Raw genomic sequence first — 20,757 nt, 5'->3', positions numbered from 1 at the left:
ACGGGCGCGCTTGCGGCGGCATCACAGCGCCAGTAGGATAATTTCCATGTCGAGAACGCCGCGGTCAGCGACTGGGTCGGGCGACGCGCCGGACAAGGTCCGGTCGCGACGGCCCCCGCGCGGTTGGGGCCGCTGGATCTGGCGCCTCAGCGTGATTGCCTTTTGTTCGCTGGGCGTCGCGGTCATCTACTTCACCAACCAGTTCCTGACCGAACGCTTTACCGAATCCACCCGCAACAGGGCCGAGGTGCGCGCAACGCTCTACATCGGCAACCTGATGAGCGAGCTGCAGCGCAACTCGATCGTGCCGCAGCTTCTGGCGCGCGACCCTGAACTGATCAAGGCGCTGGAGCAGCAGGAATATCCGCTGTCCACCCAGCGGCTTTTGTCGTTCGTCGACGAGATCGGCGCGGCCTCGTTGATGCTGTTGGACAAGGACGGGCGCGCGGTGGCCGCAACCGACCGGGGTCGTCTGGGCGAAAATCACCGGGCCGAGGCCTACTTCGTCAACGCGATGCGCACCAATGGCACGGTCTTTACCGCCACGCCGCTGGAGGGCGGGGGGACATCGTTTACCTATTCGCGCAGGCTTGACAGTGCGGGCAGCAGCGTCGGCGTCATCGCCGTCGAGGTTGACCTGCAAAAGCTTGAACGCGGATGGGCAGGCATTTCCGACGCGGTCTTCGTAACCGACAGCGAAGGCAAGATCATTCTTTCGACCGAACCGCGCTGGCGCGGCGTGGACGAGGTGACCGCGCTGCAGCGGCAATCGGCCCCGTCGGCGATTGATCGGGCGATCCGCGCGACGCAGGACTGGACCGCGCTGCCGGTGGATGCCTACCTGCAGGGCGAGGCGGTGATGCGGCTGGAAACCCGCATCCCGTTTCAGGGTTGGCGGATGGTCAGCTTCACCACCTATGCCTCGGTCCGCGAGAAGGTGAACGGCGTCCTGGCGCTGGAGATCATGGGCTTTGCCATCCTGCTGGCGCTGGGCATCTGGGTCAGCAGCCGCAAGACCGCGTCGCGGCTGGTGTTCTTCCAACGCGAATCGGCGGACCTGCGAAAGCTGAACCTGCGCCTGCAGCGCGAGATCGCCGAGCGCGAAAAGGTGGAAAAGACCCTGCAGGTGGCCGAACAGACGCTGGAACAATCGTCGAAACTGGCCGCCTTGGGCGAGATGTCGGCCGCGGTCAGCCACGAGTTGAACCAGCCGCTGGCCGCGATGAAGACCTATCTGGCCGGCGCGCGCCTGTTGCTGCAGCGCAAGCGCCCGGAAGAGGCGCTCTCGTCGTTCCAGCGCATTGACGACCTGATCGAGCGGATGGGCGCGATCACCCGACAGCTGAAATCCTACGCGCGTAAAGGGGCCGACGCCTTTGCCCCCGTGGATGCGCGCGAGGCGGTTTCGTCCGCGCTGGCGATGATGGAGCCGCAGCTGAAAACGCAGGCCGTCAACATCACCCGCATCCTGCCGGCCTACCCGGCGATGATCATGGGCGACCGGCTGCGGCTTGAACAGGTTATCATCAACCTGCTGCGCAACGCGCTGGACGCGACCAAGCAGGTCAAGGACCGCAAGATCGACATCATTCTTGCCGTTGGTGACAGTCTTGTCCTTACGGTTCGCGACAATGGCCCCGGCATCGAAGACCTTAACGCCCTGTTCGAGCCATTCTACACCACGAAGCTGCCCGGCGACGGTGTTGGACTGGGTCTTGCAATCTCGTCGGGCATCGTCAGCGATCTCGGCGGTCGGTTGACCGCGCATAATGCCCCGGACGGGGGGGCTGTATTCGAAGTGCAACTGCCTATCTTGAAGACGACTGTCGCCGCAGCGGAATAGGAGCAAAGCGATGAGCAAGGCCATGAAGATCGCCATTGTCGATGACGAGAAGGATATGCGTCAGTCGATCAGCCAATGGCTGGCCCTGTCGGGTTTCGACACTGAAACCTATGCCAGTGCCGAGGACGCGCTGAAGGGCGTGGGCGCGGATTACCCCGGCATCGTCGTCAGTGACATCAAGATGCCCGGCATGGACGGGATGCAGCTGCTGAAGCGGTTGCGCGGCGTGGACAGCGCCCTGCCGGTGATCATGATCACCGGGCACGGCGATGTGCCGATGGCGGTCGAGGCGATGCGGATCGGCGCGTTCGATTTCCTTGAAAAGCCGTTCAATCCCGACCGGATGACGGATCTGGCCAAGAAGGCCACACAGGCCCGGCGTTTGGCGCTGGACAGCCGCGCGCTGCGCCGCGAGCTTTCCGACGGTGGTGCGTTGATGAACAAGCTGATCGGGGCAAGTCCGGTCATGGTGCGCCTGAAGGAAGATATTCTTGACCTTGGCCAGGCTGACGGCCACGTCCTGATCGAGGGCGAGACCGGCACCGGCAAGACGCTGGTGGCTCATGCGCTGCATGCCGTTGGTGCCCGCGCGGCGCGCAAATTCGTTCTGGTGTCCTGTGGGGCCTTCCAGGAAGACACGCTGTCGTCCCGCATCTTTGGCCCGGCCGAGGATGGTGCGCCTTTGCCCGCCATCGAGGAGGCCCGCGGCGGCACGCTGGTGCTGGAAGATATCGAGGCGCTGACGCCAGCCCTGCAAGCCCGCCTGCTGACCGCCATCAACGATCAGGGCAGTCCTGCCGAGACGCGGATCGTCGCGATCTGCAACCTGCAGGAGCAGGGCAAGACCTGCGAAAGCGTGCTGCGGCCGGACCTGTTCTACCGGTTGGCGGCCCTGCGGATCACCGTGCCACCGCTGCGCCAGCGGGGCGAGGACATCCTGACGCTCTTTACCAAGCTGGGCGAACAGTTCGCCGATGAATACGGCTGCGAGGCGCCGCAGGTCAGCGCGCAGGAGGCCGCACAGCTGCTGCAGGCGCCGTGGCCGGGCAATGTGCGCCAACTGATCAACGTGGCCGAGCGTGCCGTACTGCAGAACCGCCGCGGCTCGGGCTCGATCGCCTCGTTGCTGATGTCGGACGGCGACGAGGCGCGGCCCGCGATGACCACAGAGGGCAAGCCGCTGAAGGATTTCGTTGAAGCCTTCGAGCGGATGCTTATCGACAACACAATGCGCCGTCACAAGGGCGCGATCAGCGCCGTGATGGACGAATTATGCCTTCCCCGCCGGACGCTGAACGAGAAGATGGCGAAATACGGGCTGCAACGCTCGGATTATCTGTAACGTCCCCGTTGGGGCGGTGGGCCGGCACAACTTCGCCATTGTGCAACACGGACCACCTCCCTTATGAAGGATGGGCGGGGACGATGACGGCAGTGCCGAAAATGTCCCCGGAAAGTTTTTCTGTTCCACGCCATTTCGCTTTGCGACGCAGGCACCGGAACAGCGGTATTTGGGCCTTCGGGACCAGAGGAACGCCCTGACCTGCGTCCACAAGGGACGCGACGGGCATTGAACGGGCGCCGCGTGTTAAGGCGGCGTCGGAGAAGAAACGCGATGCTGCGCGTCGAAACGAACCGCAAGACGATGCCGGCCCCGAGGGGCCCGTTGTCCTGCCACGCGCGCCTCGCCCCAATCAGACATGCCAGCCCGACGACAGCCCCCCCGGGGGCCGCGCCCGGCTGCCATGCGAACGGACAACATGGCAAAGAAAATGCTTATCGATGCGACCCACGCGGAAGAGACCCGCGTCGTGGTCGTGGACGGCAACAAGGTCGAAGAGTTTGATTTTGAAAGCCAATCGCGCCGGCAACTAGCCGGAAATATCTATCTCGCCAAGGTCACGAGGGTTGAACCCTCGCTGCAGGCGGCCTTTGTGGATTACGGCGGAAACCGGCACGGCTTTCTGGCCTTCTCGGAAATCCACCCCGACTATTACCAGATCCCCGTCGCCGACCGGCAGGCCCTTCTGGCCGAGGAACGCGCCTATGCCGAAAGCCAGGCCGCCGATGAAGAGGCCGAGCAGGCCCCGCGTGGCGGTCAGCGGCGGCGCTCGCGCAGCCGGGGTGCGGCCCGGGCCGCCGAGGCCACGAACGGTGATGCCGTCGCCACAGCCCTGCCGGAGGAAACCGAAGAAGATGTGACTTCGGGTGACATTGCCGGGATGGAAGTAATCGACGCGGTCGAACCCGAAGAGGGCCAGAGCCCGATGGAGACGGTTGCGCCGACCCCGGTCGAGACGCCCGCCGCCGACGAGGCCGATGGCGAAGACGAAGTTCCCGATGCCGACAACATCATCGCCGAGGTGGACAAGGACGATACGATCGAAAGTGTCGCCGACGAGGACGATATCGAAGACATGCGCCCCGAGCGCAAGCCGCGGCCCAAGCGCTACAAGATCCAGGAAGTGATCAAGGTGCGCCAGATCATGCTGGTGCAGGTCGTCAAGGAAGAGCGCGGCAACAAGGGCGCCGCGTTGACAACCTATCTGTCGCTGGCCGGTCGGTATTGCGTGCTGATGCCCAATACCGCGCGTGGCGGTGGTATCAGCCGCAAGATCACCAACGCCGCTGATCGCAAGAAACTCAAAGAGATAGCAGCTGAACTTGATGTGCCGGATGGCGCCGGGCTGATCATCCGCACCGCAGGCAGCCAGCGCACCAAGGCCGAGATCAAGCGCGATTACGAATACCTGCAACGGATGTGGGAACAGATCCGCGAGCTGACGCTGAAATCCATCGCGCCGGCACGGATCTACGAGGAAGGCGACCTGATCAAACGCTCGATCCGCGATCTTTATTCCAAGGAGATCGACGAAGTCATCGTGGCGGGTGAGGCGGGCTATCGCGGCGCCAAGGACTTCATGAAGATGATCATGCCGTCCCACGCCAAGAACGTGAAGTTCTATGCCGAGCAGATGCCGCTTTTCGCGCGCTATCAGGTTGAAGGCTACCTTTCCGGGATGTTCAACCCGACCGTGCAACTGCCCTCGGGCGGCTACATCGTGATCGGGGTGACCGAGGCGCTGGTGGCGATCGACGTGAACTCGGGCCGGGCCACCAAGGAAGGCTCGATCGAGCAGACCGCGCTGAAGACCAACCTTGAGGCCGCCGACGAAGTGGCGCGCCAGTTGCGGCTGCGCGACCTGGCAGGCCTTATCGTGATCGACTTCATCGACATGGAAGAGCGCAAGAACAACGCCGCCGTCGAGAAGCGGTTCAAGGACAAGCTGAAGACCGACCGCGCGCGCATCCAGGTGGGTCGCATCTCGGGCTTCGGTCTGCTGGAGATGAGCCGGCAACGGCTGCGCCCCGGCATGCTGGAAGCCACGACGCAACCTTGCCCGCATTGCCACGGCACGGGCCTGCTGCGCTCGGACGATAACGTGGCACTGGTGATCCTGCGCCAGATCGAGGAAGAGGGCGTCCGCGGCCGGTCCAAGGAAGTGCTGGTCAAGGTGCCTGCGGGCATTGCGAACTTCCTGATGAACGCCAAGCGCGAGCATGTCGCGGCGATCGAGGCGCGCTACGGCATGGCCGTGCGGGTCGAGTTTGACCCGACCAAGGTGTCGCCCGATTTCGAAATCGAGAAGTTCAAGACCGCAACGCGCGTGGTTCCCGACGCGAGTCCCGTCATCACCTCGAATGCCGCGTTGATGGTCGAGGAAGAGGACGAAGACATCATCGACGAGACCGAGGACGAGGCTGATGAGGCCGAGGCGCCCAAGGCTGCTGCCACGGAGGGCGATGACCGGCCGAAGAAGAAGCGGCGCCGTCGTCGGCGGCGGCGTGGCGGTGCAGGTGCCGATGGCCAGTCCGGTGGACAGGATGACGGTGCTGATAGCGCGGACGATGCTGATGACGGGGTCGAGGCAGAGGCCGTGAGCGCGGCGCCCGCCGAAGCGGCACCGGCGGAAACCGCCGAAGAGGGCACACCGCCCAAGCGCACCCGCACCCGCTCGCGCCGGCGCAAGACCGATGCGCCGGCCGAAGAGGCGGCAAGCGAGCCCGTGGACGCCGCGGCCGAGGCAGCCGCAGCGCCTGAAGCCGCGCCGGCCCCCGAGGCCGCGCCTGCAGCCGAAGAAGCGCCCGCCAAGCCCAAGCGCGCCCGTAAACCGCGCGCCAAGGCTGCCCCGGTCGAAGCCACGCCAGCCGAGGCCGCAGCCGAAGCGCCGGCAGCCCCGGCGGCCGACGCGGCGCCGGAGCCAGCAGAGGTACCGGCGGCGAAACCCGCGCCCGCGCCCAAGGCGGAACCCGAGCCCAAGGCGGCACCCGAGCCTGTGCCGGAGCCCGCCATGGCCGAGGCGGACAGGCCCGCGTCTGCCGCCGACGATGACAACGAGGGCAAGCCCAAGCGGCGCGGCTGGTGGTCGCTCCGGAACTGAGTGCGCGCCGTCACCTGTCCGTGATCGGGCAGGTGACGGGACCCGCGGCTGGCCTATCTGGACCGGACAGCGGTGGCGACCTGGCTTAGGGGGCGGAGATGCTGGAGACCACAACCCTTCTCAACGCCGGGCTGCTGCCCGGCCTTGCGATTGCGCTCCTGGCCGGCCTGCTGTCGTTTCTCAGCCCCTGCGTGCTGCCGATCGTGCCGCCGTACCTTGCCTTCATGGGCGGTGTAACGGTGCAGGAAATGGATGGGCGCGGCCACGCGCGGGCCCGTGTGCTGTTGGCGGCGGGATTCTTCGTTCTGGGCCTGTCGACGGTGTTCCTGATCCTTGGCTTCGCGGCCTCGGCCATCGGGCGGGCACTGCTGGCGTGGCAGGACTGGTTTACCTTTCTCGCCGGTGCGGTCGTGATGATCTTTGGCGCGCATTTCATTGGCGTCTTCCGTCTGCGTTTTCTGGATCGCGAGGCACGGCTGGGCGGCGGGCAGGGCGGCGGTTCGGCCCTTGGCGCTTATGTGCTGGGGCTGGCCTTCGCCTTTGGCTGGACGCCCTGCCTGGGCCCGATCCTCGGCGCGATCCTTGGCCTTGCGGCCAGTCAGGCCGACATCGCCCGCGGCACATTGATGCTTGCAGCCTATGCGCTGGGGCTGGGCCTGCCATTTCTGGCCGTCGCGGCGTTTTTCCCGGCGCTGAAAGGCCCGATGGGCTGGATGAAGGCGCATATGGAGCGGATCGAGCGCATATCCGGCCTGTTGTTGTGGACGGTCGGGTTGATGATGCTGACCGGCCAATTCTCGGCGATGAGTTACTGGCTGTTGGAACATGTCCCGGCGCTGGCGAGCCTTGGATGACCCAAAGCCGGGGATTTTGCATCCCCGGACCCCTGCAGAGTATTTCGGGCCAGAAGAAGCCGGGGCATAGTTTCGCCGGATTTGCGTGGTTTTTTGCGCGAAAAAGGCAGGACACATGATGCGGGCAGAGACGGCTCAGGATGCGGTGCGCAGGCGGCGGGTGTTCTACATCCCCGGCTACGACCCGATTCATCCCCGCCGCTACCGCGAGCTTTACCGAAAGGAAGGCGCCGCGCAGGCCGAGATTTCCGGCTATACGCTGGCGCTGCGACCGAAGCCGAAGGGCACCGGACTATATGGCTGGCAGGTGGCAGCCGAGATCGGCGGGCAGGCGGTGCAGGCCGATGTCGAGGTGCTGGTCTGGTCCGATATCGTGCGCGAAAGCATGGATGGCTCGATCGTGGCGACGTATGCGCAACTTTTGCGCACGGCTTGGGTCTATATCACGACGGGCGCGCTGCGGCGGCTGATGTGGCTGCGCAAGGGGCCGGTGATCGCGGCGCTCTACCCGGTGGGGATGCTGATTGTGCAGGCGCTGGTGGCGCTGGGGCTGGCCGCACTTGGTGGCCTCATACTGGCGCGCGGGCTGGAGGCGGCGGCAGCCCTGCTGGGCGTGATGCCGGGGCGATGGAGCGGGTTTGCGTTCTGGCCGGTATTCGTGGCCGGCACCGTGGCGGGCCTACGCTGGTTCAAGGCGCGCGACGGCCGCTTCTTCGCCTATTACCTGATGCATGACTACGCCTTTTCAGCCCGCTGGGGCGGCGCGAACCCGCCCGCGCTGGAGGTGCGGATGGGCGCCTTCGGGGACGCCATCGCGCGGGCGCTGCAGGCGGATGTGGACGAGGTGCTGGTGGTCGGCCATTCCTCGGGCGCGCATCTGGCGGTGTCGGTGCTGGCCGACCTGATCCGCACGGGCCGGGTGCCCGCGGCAGGCCCGCGCCTGTCCTTTCTCAGCCTGGGGCAGGTGGTACCGATGATGAGCTTTCTGCCGAAAGCCAACCGGCTGCGGGCGGATCTGGCTTACCTGTCGGCGCGCGACGAACTGACCTGGATCGACGTGACCGCACCGGGCGATGGCTGTGCCTTCGCGCTTTGCGATCCGGTGGCGGTGTCGGGCGTGGCGCCGAGGGACCAGCGCTGGCCGCTGGTGGTCTCGGCGGCCTTCACCCAGACGCTGAAGCCCGAGACGTGGAAGGCGCTGCGCTGGCGCTTCTTCCGGTTGCATTTCCAGTATCTTTGCGCCTTCGACCGGCCCGGCGATTACGACTATTTCCAGATTACCGCCGGGCCGCTGAGCCTTGGGGCGCGCTATGCCGGGCGGCAGCCGTCGAAAAGCCGGATCGACGTGCCGGCCTCGAAATACACCTCGGTCACGGCATGAGGCCGCCCAAGCCCGCGGCGCGGCCCGACAAGGTGTCGCTATGGCGCTACCTGCGGCTGTTTCGCGCCGATATCCTGTCGGCGCAGCCCGCGAAGCTTTACCGTGCGTGGATGGCGGAGTTCCGCACGCCCTTCTTCCATTCGGTCATGGTCAACGATCTGGCGGTGATCCGCACAGTGCTGAACGACCGGCCCGACGATTTTCCGAAGTCCGACCGGGTGGGCAGCGGGCTGCGGCCCCTCTTGGGCAATTCGGTGTTCCTGACAAATGGCGCGGTGTGGAAGCGGCAGCGGCGGATCATCGATCCGGCCTTCGAGGAGGGCGGGCGGCTGCGCGAGACCTATCCCGCCATCCATGCGGCCGGGCAGGCAGCGGCGGCGCGGCTGGCGCGCCTGGCCGATGGCGCGCCGCAGGAGGTGGAGTTCGAGGCGAGCCATGCGGCGGCCGACGTGATCTTTCGCACGCTTTTCTCGGTGCCCATCGAGGACCGCGTGGCAGCGCAGGTTTTCGACCAGTTCCGCAGCTACCAGCGCACCCAGCCGATCTTGAACCTCGCCGCCTTTTTGCCCGGTCCGTCCTGGATGCCACGCTTCTACAAGCGGCGGACCAAGCAGACGGCGAAGGCGATCCGCGCGCTGATCCGGCAGATGGTGACGGGGCGGCTCACGCAGATTGCCGACGGAACCGCGCCCGACGACCTCTGCACAAAGATCCTGACCGCGACCGACCCGCAGAGCGGCGACCGCTTCGATGCCACCGAGATGGTGGACCAAGTGGCGATCTTCTTTCTTGCCGGGCACGAAACCAGCGCCTCGGCCTTGGCCTGGACGCTCTATCTGCTGGCGACTCACCCGGATTGGCAGGACCGGGTGGCGGCCGAGGCGGCGGGGTTCTCGGGCGAGTTCGCCGACCTGGCGAAACTGCGCGTCACCCGCGATGTCTTTCGCGAGGCGCTGCGGCTTTACCCGCCGGTGCCGATGATGGTGCGCGAGGCGACGGGACCCGAGACGTTCCGGGGCCGGGCGCTGGCCAGGGGGGCGCAGATCGTGCTGTCGCCCTGGCACCTGCACCGTCACGAACGGATCTGGCCCGCGCCGGACGATTTCGACCCCGCGCGCTGGCAGACGGAGGCGGGCCGTGCCTGCGCGCGCGATGCCTACATGCCGTTTTCCAGCGGCGCGCGCGTCTGCGTCGGCGCGGGGTTTGCGATGGTGGAAGGCGTGGTGCTGCTGGCGGCCCTTCTGCGCGATTTCCGCTTCGAGGCGGTCAAGGACCGGGTGCCGGTGCCGGTGGCCTACCTGACGGTGCGGGCGCGGGACGGGATCTGGCTGAAGATCAGCCGGCGCGCGCCTGCAACGCCTTGAGGACATAGACCCGCAGCGCCGATGCCAGGCCCACATCGCCGCGCTCTGCATCAATTTCGGCGGCCAAGCCGTTGATTGTCTTGCCTTCCCTTGCGGCCTCGGCGCGGAAGGCATCCCAGAAGGCCGCCTCGAGCGAGACCGAGGTGCGGTGGCCGCGCAGCGTCAGCGAATGCTTTGCCGGGCGGCCGCCGCTCATTCCTCGAACTTCAGCTGGTCGAGGCGCGCCTTGGCCTGCGCCTGCCGGGCGGCCTCCAGCAGCCGCTCGGCCTTGGTGCGGCCATGCTTGACGGCATTGGCATCGGCCTGCGCCTTGGCCTCGGCCCTGTCACGCAGCTTGCGCACCTTGTTGAGGTTGATCGGGGCGTCGGTCATTCGTCGGGGCCGATCATCTGTTCGGGGCGCACCACGCGCTCGAAGGTTTCGGCATCGACATAGCCCAGCGCGATCGCCTCCTGCTTCAGCGTGGTGCCGTTCTTGTGCGCGGTCTTGGCCACGGTCGTCGCCTTGTCATAGCCGATGGTGGGGGCCAGCGCGGTGACCAGCATCAGCGATTCGCGCATCAGCTTGTCGATGCGGGTGCGGTCGGCGCGGATCCCTGCGACGCAGTTGTCGGTGAAGGCGGAGCAGGCATCGCCCAGAAGCTGCATGGATTGCAGCACGTTATAGGCGATCATCGGCTTCATCACGTTCAGTTCGAAATGGCCCTGCGAGCCGGCAAAGCCCACCGCGGCGTCGTTGCCCATGACATGGGCGCAGACCTGGGTGATCGCCTCGACCTGGGTCGGGTTGACCTTGCCCGGCATGATCGAGGAACCCGGCTCATTCTCGGGCAGCATCAGCTCGCCCAGCCCGCAGCGGGGGCCGGAGCCCAGCATGCGGATGTCGCAGGCGATCTTGTAAAGGCCCGCAGCGGTGGATTTCAGCGCGCCCGACATGGCGACCAGCGCGTCATGCGCCGCCAGCGCCTCGAACTTGTTCGGCGCGGTGGTGAAGGGCAGGCCGGTGATGGTGGCGATCTCGGCCGCCACGGTCTCGCCCCAGCCCTTGGGGCTGTTCAGGCCGGTGCCGACGGCGGTGCCGCCCTGCGCCAGTTCCAGCACATCCGGTAGCGCGGCGCGGATCCGCTCCATCGCCTTGGCGACCTGGTGGACGTAGCCCGAAAACTCCTGCCCCAGGGTCAGGGGGGTCGCGTCCATCGTGTGGGTGCGACCGATCTTGATGATGTCGTCGAACTCGGCCTGCTTGGCCATCAGGGCGGCGTGCAGTTTCTCCAGCCCCGGCAGCAGCACGTCATGCGCGGTGCGGGCGACGGCGATGTGCATAGCGGTGGGGAAGGTATCGTTCGAGGATTGCCCCATGTTGACGTGGTCATTGGGGTGGATCGGGATTTTCGACCCGATCGTGCCGCCCAGCATCTCGATCGCGCGGTTCGAGATCACCTCGTTGGCGTTCATGTTCGATTGCGTGCCGGACCCGGTCTGCCAGACCACCAGCGGGAAATGATCGTCCCATTTGCCCGCCACCACCTCTTGCGCGGCGGCGATGATCGCGTCGGCCAGTTCCGGCTTCAGCTTGCCGCGCGCCTTGTTGGCGACGGCGCAGGCCTGCTTGATGACACCCAGCGCGCGGACGATGGCGATGGGCTGCTTCTCCCAGCCGATCGGGAAGTTCTGCAATGAGCGTTGGGTCTGCGCGCCCCAGTAAAGGTCGGCGGGCACCTCGATGGGGCCGAAGCTGTCGGATTCGGTGCGGGTGGCGGTCATGGCAGGGCTCCTCGCGGTATGCTGTTGCATGCCGTTTAGCGCCGGGCACGCCGCGCCGCAACGGCGAAGGCTACTTGCGGAATTTGTCGAGGCTGACGACCTCGGCCTCCTTGGGCTTGGCGGCCTCGGCCATCTCTTCCATCGGGGCCTCGGCCACCTCTTCGTCCTCGTCGGTCTCCTGCTCCTGCGTTTCGAAGCGCAGGCCGAATTCGACCGAGGGGTCCACGAATGTCTTGATCGCGTCGTAGGGGATGTAGAGCGGTTCGGGGTTGTCGCCGAAGTTCAGCGTGACCGAGAATCCCTCGTCCGTGACCTCCAGATTGTCGAACCAGTGCTGCAGAACAATGGTCATCTCGTCGGGATAGCGGTCCGACAGCCAGTCGGCGATCTCGACATCGGGGTGCATCGTGTCGAAGGTGATGAAGAAGTGGTGTTTGCCCGGCAGGCCGGTCTTGGCGATGCCCTCCAGCACCTTCTGAATCAGCCCACGCATGGCCTGATGCATCAGATTGCCATAGTCGATGGAAACGGTCACAGGCTGGGCATCCTTCGTCAGCTTTTGGTCAGCATACGGAAATCGGGACGGGATGAAAGGGGCAGTCGCGGCGCGTGCTCACACCAATCCCTTGCTGAGTTCGGCAAGGATCTTGGCGCGGATCGCACGGGCGAAATCCTCGTGCCCGCGTGCGGTCACGACAAAACCGTCGCGGGTCACCACGTCGCGTTCGTAAAAATTGGTGATCGCCCGGCCGAGCGATTCGATGGCCAGTCCGTTGATCGTGATACCCGCCGCCTGTGCTTCAGACCGCGCAAGGCGAATGTCGACCCCTGCATTGGGTGTCCCGTCGCCCGAGACGTCGATCACGTTATGTGCGCAGACCGGCCCGGTGGCGAATTGGGCTGCGGCAAAGCGCACCGCGTCGCCCGGCGCGGTATCGGACAGCACGAAGGCACGGGGCATCGCGCGCGCCGCGGCGGCAAGCGCGGTCACGTCGTCCGGACCGAAGATCTGCATCCACGGCAGCGCGATGACCTGCCGGTCGGCGCCGGACCACTGAACCACCGTCACCGCGACCTGCCCCGCGATCATGGCATCGGCTATCTCGGGGTCTTCAAGGGCGGCGGCAAGCCCATCGGCCTGAATACGGTATTCGCCCACATCGACCGAGTTGGAGACATCCATCGCCAGCACCAGCGCGGTATCGCAGGCCCGCGCGGCAGGGGCGGACAGCGCAAGGGCAAGGGCAATGAGGGGCGCGCGCATGGGGTAAGACTGGGGCCATCGGGCCCTGCCGGTCAAGCATGCGAGGGGGAAAGTGCAGGCTTCTGTTGCCAGGTGCCTGCGAACCCCGCCTTACGCTGCTAGGCGCAAGGGCTTAAGTTTCGGCAACTCGGACTGCTTAAGCAGCCAGAGCCATAGCCGGAGCACGGTTGTCGTTGGCAACTGTACATTTTGGACCGATAACGGTGGTACCTCACCGGGACAAAGCCATCCTCTTTACACGTTCGTCGATCCTGTTTCGGCCCCATTCGCCCCCAACGAAGGGTTTTTGGTGGAGCCGCCGGGTACCGCCCCCGGGTCCGATCCGCTTATTACAGGCGCGTTTATGTCCATAGTCCCGAGGGACAGGTCAGATATAGGCGAAGCGGGGCTGCTTTGCTAGTGGCCAAGGTTCAGCGCAAGGGCAATCAACGCGACCGCCGCTTCGGTCCCGAAGAACACCCATTTCTTTTGCGTGACCCCGTCAAGCGCCAGCGAAGTGGCCCGACCGGCCGCGGCGCCGGCCCAGCAGAACCCCAGCATCGCGTAGGCCGCGGGGATGTTCAGCCACAATGCGCCCAGCCCCATACCGACAAACAGCGCGCCCGAGGCTGCGCGCACCTCCGAGGCGCCCATCGGCGAGGCGCCGGGGCGCAGGTCGACGACCTGCATCGTGTAGGCCGGCGCGAGCCAGCCGAAAAGCCCGAGCGCGACAGAGATGGCGGCAAGAACGGGGTTGAGAAGGCTGAGATCCATGGCACGCTCCGCTACAATGTTGACACCTATACGTGTCAATCACACTGGACGGATCAGCCGCAGACGAAAATTTCGTTCAAAACCTGTCGGAGCAGCACCGATCACGGCAGAACACGGTGGCTCGGCCCATCTGCGTTTTCCTGATGAACGGCGGTGCGACGCACTGGCGTGACGCAAACCACGTCGCCTGAATAGGCCTCGCGCCAGACAAAACCGGGCTTGCAGCTGTTGGGGCCATAGGCGCCTGTCGGGTTCACGCGCGAGCCGGCGATGGCGTTCTCGTGCGCCGCCTGTGCCCGGGCCGCCGGCGTGACGCAGACATGATCGCCCGGGACCGCATCGCGCCAGACGAACCCGTCTTTGCAGGTATCGGGCCCGTAAGGCAGATCGGCGCCGGGGGCCGGAGCCGGAGCGGGGGCAGGCGCCGAATGGCTGGACATGCCGTTCAGGATTGTCCCGAGAATGATGGCCAGAGCGGCATCGCCTGCGGCGCTGCCCGTTGCAGTGCCACCGCCCGATCCAGCACCGGTGCCGCCGCCCGAATCGGACCCGGAGCCGGACCCGCCACCCGTGCCACCACTGCCCGTTCCACCACCTGATCCCGCAGCCGACAGGTAATGGCCACTGACCCATCCATCAGGCCCGTCATGTTCGACGTAGCACCAGCCGCTTTGGCATTCGGTGACGTTCACAACCTCGCCCGCGAAAAGCGTATCTAGCTGGTTAAAGCTGACGCCGGGCCCGCTGCGTACGTTGACGGCGGTAACCGCCGTGGCATCCACCGCCGCCGCGGGGCCTGCAATCAGCGCAGCCAGACCGGCGGCCAACATGACGGAAGAAAGCTTGGGTTTCGTGGACATCTGCAAGACCCTCCTGTCGGAATGGGCGATAACGAGGTCGCAACAACGTGAGTGTGCGCCCAATTTCCCCGAAAATCAACGTTGCCGTCCCGGGCTGATACAACCCTGCCGCGACTGCCCCGACACGGGCCTTGGCCCAGATCGCGGGCTCGCGTAGCACTTGGGATGTCAGGGGCGCGCTGGCGCCCGTTCGAAAAGGGATGCCCCGCGATGATCGATGCCGCCTATTGCCGGATGATGGCGCGCTACAACCGTTGGCAGAATGAAAACCTGCGCATGGTCGTCGAACCCATGGATGATGCCGAGTTGAGGGCGGACCGCGGGGCGTTCTTTGGCTCGATCCTTGCCACGCTCAACCATCTGCTTTGGGCCGATGCGATGTGGCTGTCGCGGTTCGAGGGGAGCGCGCCGCCGACGGGCGGCATCGCAGGCAGCACCACGCTGACACCCACGCCTGCCGCGTGGGGTGCCGAACGGTTTCGCCTTGACGGGCGCCTGATCCGCTGGGCGGAACGACTGCGCGCGGTCGAACTGGCAGGCGATCTGACGTGGCACTCAGGCGCGCTGGGTCGCGAGGTGACAAAACCGCTGGCCTTTTGCGTCGTTCACATGTTCAACCACCAGACACATCACCGCGGTCAGGTCCATGCGATGCTGACCGCCGCCGGGCAAAGCCCCGGCGTGACTGACCTGTTTCTGATGCCCGATGCCGGGTGACCGGAGCCAAAGCGAAAGGAAAGACCGATGTTCAACGCGCTCGTTGTCGAGAAGGACGCCGAAGGCAAGACCCACGCCGCCGTGCAAAGCCTGTCCGAGGATCGGTTGCCCGATGGCGAGGTGACCGTTGCCGTCGAATTTTCCACGCTGAACTACAAGGACGGCTTGTGCGTCGGGCCGGGCGGCGGGCTGGTGCGCAGCTATCCACATGTGCCGGGGATCGATTTTGCAGGCACGGTCATCGAGTCGTCCGACGACCGCTATGCCGCCGGCGACAAGGTGGTGCTGACCGGCTGGCGCGTGGGCGAGGTGCATTGGGGCGGCTATGCGCAAAAGGCCCGCGTCAAGGCCGATTGGCTGGTGCCGCTGCCGGCCACCCTGACCACCCGGCAAGCGATGGCGGTAGGCACCGCCGGGTTCACCGCGATGCTGGCCGTCATGGCGCTGGAGCGGCACGGGCTGGTGCCGGGGCAGGGCCCGGTGCTGGTGACCGGGGCCGCGGGCGGCGTTGGTTCGGTCGCCACCGCGATCCTCGCGCGGCGCGGCTACGAGGTGGCGGCGGTGACGGGCCGGCCCGAAACCGCGGACTACCTGATGGATCTTGGCGCGTCGCGCATCGTACCGCGGGCTGATCTGGCCGAAACGGTTAAGCGCCCGCTGGAGGCTGAAACCTGGGCGGGCTGTGTCGATGCCGTGGGCGGCGCGATGCTGGCCCGGGTGTTGGGACAGATTCAATACGGCGCCAGCGTTGCTGCAGTTGGTCTGGCGGGCGGTGCGGCGCTGCCGGCCACCGTCATTCCGTTCCTGCTGCGCGGGGTGAACCTGCTGGGCATCGATTCGGTCATGCGGCCCTATGCCGACCGACTGGATGCCTGGACCCGCATCGCCGAGGACCTGCCGATGGACAAGCTCGAAGAGATGATCCGCCCGGCCACGCTGGCCGATCTGCCCGAACTGGGCGCGGCAATCCTGAAGGGCCAGGTTCAGGGCCGCGTCGTCGTCGACGTGAACGCTTGAGGATCGCGATGCAAGCTTTTGATACCGATTGGATTCGTGCGCAGTTCCCGGCCTTTTTCGAGCCGTCGCTGGAGGGCTGGGCGTTTTTCGAGAACGCGGGCGGATCCTACCCCTGCGCGCAAGTCGTCGACCGGCTGACGCGGTTCTACCACAGCCGCAAGGTGCAGCCCTATGCGCCCTATCCGGCCAGCGCGGCAGGCGGCGCCGAGATGGACGAGGCGCGCCTGCGACTTGCCGCGATGCTGGGCGTTGCGACGGAGGAGCTGTCATTCGGGCCCTCGACCAGCCAGAACACCTATGTCCTTGCGCAAGCGGTGCGGCGCTGGCTGAAGCCGGACGCGGCCATCGTTGTGACCGATCAGGATCACGAGGCGAATTCAGGTGTCTGGCGGCGTCTGGCCGAGGAGGGGGTCGAGGTGCGCGAATGGCGGATCGACCCCGCGACCGGTCACCTTGATCCCGAGCGTCTGGCGCCTTTGTTGGACGGTGCCGCGCTGCTGGCCTTTCCGCATTGTTCCAACGTCGTGGGCGAGATCAACGATGTCGCGGCGATCTGCGCGATGGCGCGCGCGGCCGGGGTGCGCACGGTGGTCGATGGCGTCAGCTACGCGCCCCACGGCCTGCCCGACGTGGGCGCGCTGGGCTGCGATGTCTATCTCTTCAGCGCCTACAAGACCTATGGTCCGCATCAGGGGATCATGGCAATTCGGGCCGATTTTGGCGCCGAACTGCCAAACCAGGCGCACCATTTCAACGGCGGCACGCTTTACAAGCGGTTCACGCCGGCGGGGCCGGACCATGCGCAGGTGGCAGCCTCTGCCGGGATCGCCGACTACCTAGAGGCGCTTTCGGTCCATCATGGCGGTCCGTCGGGCGCGGGGGCGGCACGGACTGCGCATGATGTCATGCGGGCGCAGGAAATTGCCGTCTTGCAACCGCTGCTGGACTATCTGGCCGGTCGCAATGACATCCGGCTTTTGGGGCCGCGCCGGGCCGAGGGGCGGGCACCCACCGTGGCGGTGGATCTTGGCCGCGCGGCCGAACCGGTGGCGGCGCAACTGGCCGCGCACAGGATCATGGCGGGCGGCGGCGATTTCTATGCGCAGCGTCCGCTGGAGGCGATGGGCGTGGACAGCGCCAAGGGCGTGCTGCGCCTCAGCTTCGTTCATTACACGACCGCTGCCGAGGTTGACCGGCTGATCGACGCGCTAGATCAGGTTCTGTAACTGCCCGGTGGGGCGCAGAACTAAGGCGAAGAATGTCCGATAACAGCCCGATCATCCTGTGGTTTCGCCGTGACCTGCGTCTGGCCGACCACCCCGCGCTGCACGCGGCCTGCGAAACCGGTCGGCCGGTTATCCCGGTCTTCATCCACGACGAGGTTGTCGAGGCGACGGGGGCCGCCCCGAAGTTCCGCCTTGGGTTGGGGGTCGAGAGCTTTGCCGCGACACTTGCCGCGCGGGGCAGCCGTCTGACCCTGCGTCGCGGCGCGGCACTGGACGTGCTGCGCGCGCTGGTGGCCGAAACCGGGGCCGGGGCCGTCTGGTGGTCGCGCCTCTACGATCCCGAGGCCAAGACACGTGATACCGCCGTCAAGGCCGCCCTGAAAGCTGACGGGATCGATGCCAAAAGCTTTGCCGGCCATCTGCTGTTCGAGCCGTGGGAGGTCGAGACCGGGACGGGCGGCTTCTACCGGGTCTATTCGCCGATGTGGCGGGCGGTGCGCGACCGCGACGTTGGCGCCGAACTGCCGGCGCCGGGCCGTCTGCCCGCGCCCGATGCATGGCCTGCAAGCGATGTGCTGGCCGAATGGCGGATGGGCGCGGCAATGCGGCGGGGCGCGGATATCGTGGCGGCCCATGCCTGCGTAGGCGAGGACAAGGCCGCCGACAGGCTCGCCCAATTCATTGCCACCCGGATCGGCCCTTACAAGGCCGAGCGCGATTTTCCCGCGATCCCAGCCACCTCTGGCCTGTCAGAAAACCTGACCTATGGCGAGATCAGCCCGCGAAGGATCTGGTATGCCGGGCAGCGCGCGATGGCAGAAGGTGCGAAAGGGGCAGAGCATTTCCTGAAGGAACTGGTCTGGCGCGAATTTGCCTATCATCTCGTTCACCACACGCCCCGGATCACGAATGACAACTGGCGTGAAGAGTGGAACAGTTTTCCGTGGCAAACCAATGCCCAAGCGCCCGAAGTTCAGGCATGGCTTCAGGGCCGCACCGGGGTGCCCTTCGTCGATGCGGCGATGCGGCAGATGTATGTGACCGGGACAATGCATAACCGTGCACGGATGATCGTGGCCTCCTACCTGACCAAGCACCTGATGACACACTGGAAGATCGGGATGGACTGGTTCGCCGACTGTCTGACCGACTGGGACCCGGCCAGCAATGCGATGGGCTGGCAATGGACGGCAGGCTCCGGGCCCGATGCCGCGCCCTATTTCCGCATCTTCAACCCGGTGACCCAGCGCGAAAAATTCGACCCTGACGCGGCTTATGTGAAGGCATGGATCGCCGAAGGTCAACGTAACCCGCCCGCGACGGCGCTTTCATATTTCGATGCCGTGATGGTGTCGTGGGGACTGCGGCCCGATGCCGCCTATCCAGCGCCCGTCGTCACGCTTGAGGAGGGCCGCGCCCGCGCGCTGGAGGCCTATGCGGCCCGCGAAGGCGCGAATGCCGCCACGTAAGGCTTGTCAGGGCCGCATGAATTCCGTGTCTTCCCCCCTTGAACATTTGCATTTAACCATGGGTGCCGATGGGCTGCAGCCCGCCACCAACATGCTGCCAGGACGATCCCGATGACAGAGACCGCCATCCTGACCTCCACCGCGGGCCAGCATCGCCTGCCGCGTTACTTTGGCCCCGTCTTCGAGGTGGTCAAGAAGCTGCGCAAGGGTCGGGTCGACATGATCCTACCCGATGGCCGCACCTTCCGCGCCGAGGGGGCCGAGCCGGGCTATGTCGCCGTGTTGCAGATTCACAATGACGAATTGTTCGCGCGGCTCTTGCGGGAAGGCGACCTTGGCTTTTGCGAGGCCTACATGGATGGCTGGTGGTCCACGCCCGACCTGATGGCCTTCATGGACCTCATCCATGACGATGCCGAGCATATGTATGACGGTTTTCCGGGCCAGTTCCTTGTGCGCGCCTTCGAGAAGATCCGCTTCTGGCTGCAATCGAACACCAAGCGGCAGGCAAAAAAGAACATCAGCTACCACTACGATCTGGGCAACGATTTCTACGGTCTCTGGCTGGACGAGACGATGACTTATTCCAGCGCCAAGTTCGAGACCGGGCAGGAAAGCCTCGAAAAGGCGCAAGAGCTGAAATACGCCAGCATGATCGACCAGATGGGCGCGCAACCGGGCGACCACATTCTGGAAATCGGCTGCGGCTGGGGCGGGTTCGCGGAATATGCCGCGAAAGAGCGCGGGCTGCAGGTGACCTGCCTGACGATCAGCAAGGAGCAGTTCAAGTATGCCGTTGATCGCATTGAAAAGGCAGGGCTTTCCGACAAGGTGACGTTCAAGCTGCAGGATTACCGCGACGAGCGTGGCAGCTATGACGGGATTGCCAGCATCGAGATGTTCGAGGCGGTGGGCGAGAAATACTGGCCGACCTATTTCCAGACCCTCCGTGACCGGCTGAAGCCGGGCAAGAACGCCACCCTGCAGATCATCACCATCGATGATCGACGCTGGGAGACCTACCGCAAGTCTGTGGATTTCATTCAGAAATACATCTTTCCCGGTGGCATGCTGCCCAGCCCCTCTGCGCTGAAGGCCCAGGTGGAAAAGGCAGGGCTTAGCGTCGCTCATCACATCGAGTTCGGCGAAAGCTACAGCCAGACGTTGCGGCGCTGGCATGAGACATTCAATGCCAAGTGGGACAAGGTTGCTGCATTGGGTTTTGACGAACGGTTCCGGCGGATGTGGAACTTTTATCTCACCTCTTGCGCGGGCACCTTCCATTGCGGAAACTGTGATGTAACGCAGATCACGGTGACGCGCCCGGGCTGAGGGCCGCGCCGCAGGCAAGGAGCACCGCGATGCCCACGATGGCCAAGCTGGTTGGTGCGATCCTTTTCGCCGCTCTCGCCTGGGGGGTGTCGCAACTGATCATTCCCCTGTTGCCTGATGGCAAGCCGGTCCAGACCTTTGCGCTGGTCAACGCGGCTTGGGGGCTTGTCTGTGGCTGGCTGATTGCCGGGCCGCGCGCCGGGCAGGGCTACAGCGCCGCCATCGGCTATGGCCTGACGACCAGCATCGCGATGTTGTTCTGGGCGCTGTTCTGGCATTCGGCCTTCCAGATGGTCGTGGCCTCGATGGCGCGCAATCATGGCCCACCGATGGAAGCGGTGATGAGCACTTTTCAGCGGTTCTGGGACAGCCTTGTGCTGATGTCGACGCCGCAGATATGGGGCGCGTTGCTGATCGGCGGGTCGCTGGCGGGCATGGTCGTGGAATACGTGGGCCGCAGGCTGCCCTGAGC

At 65.6% G+C, this 20,757-nt stretch carries 19 protein-coding genes and 1 other RNA gene; 12 read left to right on the top strand and 8 right to left on the bottom strand.

Annotation, left to right across the window (positions count from 1 at the left end; genetic code table 11):
• Window positions 1–46 precede the first annotated feature (46 nt).
• The 6 genes from GC146_RS06670 (at window position 47) to GC146_RS06645 (ending at window position 9,884) form a co-directional block, all read left to right on the top strand.
• Window positions 47–1,843 (top strand): ATP-binding protein, encoded by a 1,797-nt coding sequence (locus GC146_RS06670; RefSeq protein WP_291836188.1) that lies wholly within the window; start codon window positions 47–49, stop codon window positions 1,841–1,843.
• Between the two features lie 10 nt (window positions 1,844–1,853).
• Complete coding sequence (locus tag GC146_RS06665) at window positions 1,854–3,185, top strand: sigma-54 dependent transcriptional regulator (RefSeq protein WP_291836185.1); 1,332 nt, start codon at window positions 1,854–1,856, stop codon at window positions 3,183–3,185.
• 418 nt (window positions 3,186–3,603) lie between these two features.
• Window positions 3,604–6,285, top strand: a complete 2,682-nt coding sequence (locus GC146_RS06660; RefSeq protein ID WP_291836183.1) for a ribonuclease E/G — start codon at window positions 3,604–3,606, stop codon at window positions 6,283–6,285.
• 98 nt (window positions 6,286–6,383) lie between these two features.
• The gene (locus GC146_RS06655) at window positions 6,384–7,139 is read left to right on the top strand and encodes a cytochrome c biogenesis protein CcdA (protein WP_291836181.1); all 756 of its coding nucleotides are present in this window, start codon (window positions 6,384–6,386) and stop codon (window positions 7,137–7,139) included.
• A gap of 118 nt (window positions 7,140–7,257) precedes the next feature.
• A complete protein-coding gene (locus GC146_RS06650; RefSeq protein WP_291836309.1) occupies window positions 7,258–8,520 on the top strand; it encodes an alpha/beta hydrolase in 1,263 nt (420 codons plus the stop codon).
• The gene (locus GC146_RS06645; protein ID WP_291836178.1) at window positions 8,517–9,884 is read left to right on the top strand and encodes a cytochrome P450; all 1,368 of its coding nucleotides are present in this window, start codon (window positions 8,517–8,519) and stop codon (window positions 9,882–9,884) included. Before GC146_RS06650 ends, GC146_RS06645 begins: the two co-directional genes overlap by 4 nt.
• On the opposite strand, the gene GC146_RS06640 is transcribed toward GC146_RS06645, so the two are convergent.
• The 8 genes from GC146_RS06640 to GC146_RS06605 all read right to left on the bottom strand — a co-directional run bounded on the left by GC146_RS06640 (window position 9,856) and on the right by GC146_RS06605 (window position 14,524).
• The gene (locus GC146_RS06640; protein WP_291836176.1) at window positions 9,856–10,080 is read right to left on the bottom strand and encodes a ribbon-helix-helix domain-containing protein; all 225 of its coding nucleotides are present in this window, start codon (window positions 10,078–10,080) and stop codon (window positions 9,856–9,858) included. The two genes, GC146_RS06645 and GC146_RS06640, sit on opposite strands and share 29 nt — an antisense overlap.
• Window positions 10,077–10,256: a DUF4169 family protein gene (locus GC146_RS06635; protein ID WP_291836173.1), complete on the bottom strand. Its 180-nt coding sequence runs from the start codon at window positions 10,254–10,256 to the stop codon at window positions 10,077–10,079. The genes GC146_RS06640 and GC146_RS06635 overlap by 4 nt, the downstream gene beginning before the upstream one ends.
• The gene (gene fumC / locus GC146_RS06630) at window positions 10,253–11,647 is read right to left on the bottom strand and encodes a class II fumarate hydratase (protein ID WP_291836170.1); all 1,395 of its coding nucleotides are present in this window, start codon (window positions 11,645–11,647) and stop codon (window positions 10,253–10,255) included. Before fumC ends, GC146_RS06635 begins: the two co-directional genes overlap by 4 nt.
• Before the next feature lie 70 nt (window positions 11,648–11,717).
• Window positions 11,718–12,182, bottom strand: coding sequence for a ClpXP protease specificity-enhancing factor SspB (locus GC146_RS06625; protein WP_291836167.1), 465 nt, complete (start codon window positions 12,180–12,182; stop codon window positions 11,718–11,720).
• Between the two features lie 78 nt (window positions 12,183–12,260).
• The gene (locus GC146_RS06620) at window positions 12,261–12,911 is read right to left on the bottom strand and encodes a DUF1194 domain-containing protein (RefSeq protein WP_291836164.1); all 651 of its coding nucleotides are present in this window, start codon (window positions 12,909–12,911) and stop codon (window positions 12,261–12,263) included.
• A gap of 51 nt (window positions 12,912–12,962) precedes the next feature.
• Window positions 12,963–13,314, bottom strand: a transfer-messenger RNA (tmRNA) gene (gene ssrA / locus GC146_RS06615).
• Complete coding sequence (locus GC146_RS06610) at window positions 13,308–13,664, bottom strand: DUF4345 family protein (protein ID WP_291836162.1); 357 nt, start codon at window positions 13,662–13,664, stop codon at window positions 13,308–13,310. Before GC146_RS06610 ends, ssrA begins: the two co-directional genes overlap by 7 nt.
• A 101-nt stretch (window positions 13,665–13,765) precedes the next feature.
• On the bottom strand, window positions 13,766–14,524 hold the full coding sequence (locus GC146_RS06605) for an SH3 domain-containing protein (protein ID WP_291836159.1): 759 nt from the start codon (window positions 14,522–14,524) through the stop codon (window positions 13,766–13,768).
• Between the two features lie 210 nt (window positions 14,525–14,734).
• Between GC146_RS06605 and GC146_RS06600 the strand changes: the two genes are divergently transcribed.
• The 6 genes from GC146_RS06600 (at window position 14,735) to GC146_RS06575 (ending at window position 20,755) form a co-directional block, all read left to right on the top strand.
• Complete coding sequence (locus GC146_RS06600; RefSeq protein WP_291836156.1) at window positions 14,735–15,241, top strand: DinB family protein; 507 nt, start codon at window positions 14,735–14,737, stop codon at window positions 15,239–15,241.
• 27 nt (window positions 15,242–15,268) lie between these two features.
• Window positions 15,269–16,258 (top strand): acryloyl-CoA reductase, encoded by a 990-nt coding sequence (gene acuI / locus GC146_RS06595; protein WP_291836153.1) that lies wholly within the window; start codon window positions 15,269–15,271, stop codon window positions 16,256–16,258.
• An 8-nt stretch (window positions 16,259–16,266) separates the two neighbouring features.
• Entirely contained in the window at window positions 16,267–17,484 is a 1,218-nt protein-coding gene (locus tag GC146_RS06590; RefSeq protein ID WP_291836151.1) for an aminotransferase class V-fold PLP-dependent enzyme, read from the top strand.
• Window positions 17,485–17,516: 32 nt separating this feature from the next.
• On the top strand, window positions 17,517–18,953 hold the full coding sequence (locus tag GC146_RS06585) for a deoxyribodipyrimidine photo-lyase (protein WP_291836147.1): 1,437 nt from the start codon (window positions 17,517–17,519) through the stop codon (window positions 18,951–18,953).
• 111 nt (window positions 18,954–19,064) lie between these two features.
• Window positions 19,065–20,285 (top strand): cyclopropane-fatty-acyl-phospholipid synthase family protein, encoded by a 1,221-nt coding sequence (locus GC146_RS06580; RefSeq protein ID WP_291836143.1) that lies wholly within the window; start codon window positions 19,065–19,067, stop codon window positions 20,283–20,285.
• A gap of 29 nt (window positions 20,286–20,314) precedes the next feature.
• The gene (locus GC146_RS06575) at window positions 20,315–20,755 is read left to right on the top strand and encodes a TrgA family protein (RefSeq protein ID WP_291836141.1); all 441 of its coding nucleotides are present in this window, start codon (window positions 20,315–20,317) and stop codon (window positions 20,753–20,755) included.
• Window positions 20,756–20,757: the final 2 nt, after the last annotated feature.

Source organism: Limimaricola sp., assembly GCF_016125575.1.
Lineage (GTDB): Bacteria > Pseudomonadota > Alphaproteobacteria > Rhodobacterales > Rhodobacteraceae > WGLM01.
Note: the sequence above shows the minus strand (reverse complement) of the source record. Positions and strands in the feature narration are given on the sequence as shown.